Source organism: Streptomyces sp. NPDC056948 (assembly GCF_042674225.1).
GTDB classification, from domain to species: domain Bacteria; phylum Actinomycetota; class Actinomycetes; order Streptomycetales; family Streptomycetaceae; genus Streptomyces; species Streptomyces purpurascens.
Window position 1 is genome coordinate 1 of sequence record NZ_JBHUQX010000767.1, and the last position, 1865, is coordinate 1865.

2 protein-coding genes are annotated in these 1865 nt (G+C 70.7%); both read right to left on the reverse strand.

The features are described from left to right. Positions 1-70: 70 nt before the first annotated feature. Positions 71-700 carry a TetR/AcrR family transcriptional regulator gene (locus ACFTZL_RS44490; protein WP_382596236.1) on the reverse strand — a complete coding sequence of 210 codons (630 nt, stop codon included), beginning with the start codon at positions 698-700 and terminating at the stop codon, positions 71-73. A 47-nt stretch (positions 701-747) separates the two neighbouring features. Continuing rightward, positions 748-1865: YhgE/Pip family protein (locus ACFTZL_RS44495; protein ID WP_382596239.1), on the reverse strand; the 1118-nt coding region annotated here is incomplete at its 5' end.

The following is a 1865-nucleotide window of genomic DNA, read 5'->3' on the forward strand; positions in this document are numbered from 1 at the left end:
GGTTCGAGGTGGCCCGCGGGGGACGCGGCCACAGCGGACCGGCGCTTTCACGTCCGCGCCGGGTGCGTCCTCAGCGGCAGCCGCTCACCCTCCCCTGGAGCAGCCGGGACAGTGCCGCGTGCACATCGTCCAGGGAGCGCTCCGCCTGGAAGGACTTCCAGTCGAGCGCGGCCACCAGGACCATGCCGACCAGCGCGGACGCCGTCAGCGGGACATCGATCTCCTCGCTGAACTCGCCGCCCGCGACGCCCTCGCGCAGAACGTCCTCCACGACCGCGACGGCCTGCTGCCGTACCACCATCAGAGTGGACTGCCAGGTCCGGTTGGTGCGCCACAGCTCGGCCACGTAGAGCTGGGTGAAGGCCGGGTAGCGGTCGATGAAGACCAGCCCCGCGCGGATCATCGCGTCCAGCGCGTCGACCTTGGTGCCGCCCTCCCGGGCGGTCCGCTCGGACGCTTCCCGGAGGGAGGCGGTGAGGAGGCCCACTCCGTGCCGCAGCAGTTCCTCGAAGAGGACGGACTTGCTCGCGAAGTTGTAGTAGACCGTGCCCTTCGCGACTCCGGCACGCTCGGCGATCTCGTCCACGGTCGTGGCGGAGAAGCCCTGCTCGGCGATGAGCGTGACGGCCGCCTCATAGAGCTTCTGCCGGGTGGCCTCGCGGCGCGTGCTGCCGCCCGACGTTGCACTGCTGCTTTCCATGGCCCTGATTGTCACAGGAACCTCTCCGGGAGAGGTGACGGAAGGGCTCACAGGCTCAGCTCCGGGTGCAGCCGGTCCAGCGTCCACACCTGGCGGCGCCGGGCCGCCACGGCGGTCAGCGCGAGGGCGCCCGCGGTGAACGCCGTCAGCACCACGCACGCGTGCCACACCGGTTCCAGACCGCCGCCCGTGATGAGCCTCCTGAGGGCCTCCACTACGTAGCTCATCGGCAGGAAGGGGTGCAGCGCGTTGAAGAAGCCGGGGCTGGTCTGTACGGGGTACGTACCGCCCGCCGACGTCAGCTGGAGCATCAGCAGGGCGAGGACGAGGATCCGGCCCGCCGCCCCGAAGCGCGCGTTCAGCCACTGCACGATCGCCGCGAAGCACGCCGTCACCAGGAACAGGAAGCCCACCGTCCCGGCCGCCCGCGCCATCTCCAGGCCGACCGCCCAGTGCAGCACCGACATCAGGGCCACCGTCTGGAGCACCCCGATCGCCACCACCGGCAGCCAGCCGGCCAGTGCGATCCGCCACGCCGATGCGCCCGCGGCGAGCGCGCGCCGGTTCATCGGCGCGATCAGCATGTACGCCACCATCGCGCCCACCCACAGCGACAGCGGGATGAAGTACGGGGCGAAGCCGGTGCCGTAGTTGGGCGCCTTGTGCATGTCCTGGGAGGCGAGCCGCACGGGGTCGGCCATGACCTCGGTGCGCCGGTCGCGGTCCTGCTTGTCGTAGTCGGGGATCTGCCCGGCCCCGTCGTGCAGTCCGCCGGCGAGCTTCCCGGAGCCGCCGACGAGCTTGTACATGCCGCCGTTGAGGTCGTCCGCGCCGGTCTTCAGATCGCCGACGCCCTTGTCCAGGTCGGTGGCACCGGTCTTGGCCGTGCCGAGCCCCTTGTGCAGCTTCTTCGCACCCGCGGCGACCTCGGCCGCCCCGTCGTTCAGCTTGTTGATCTTCTTGACGGCGTCGTCGAGGTCCTCGGAGAGGTGCGGCGCGCGGTCGGCGAGGGCCTGGGACTGCTTCTGGAGGGTGGCGAGGTTCTTGTCGAGCTTGGCCAGGTCGCCGTTCTGGTCCGCGATCAGCGTGTCGATGTCGTCGGCAATGGTGGCCACGTCGGCGGCCGCGTCCTTGGCCTTCTTCAGGTCGGTGCAGGCGGCGTCGG

What these genes read in the sequence shown, in the direction of transcription:
- ACFTZL_RS44490 (WP_382596236.1), bottom strand. Translation starts at nt 700, where the DNA reads ATGGAAAGCAGCAGTGCAACGTCGGGCGGCAGCACGCGCCGCGAGGCC.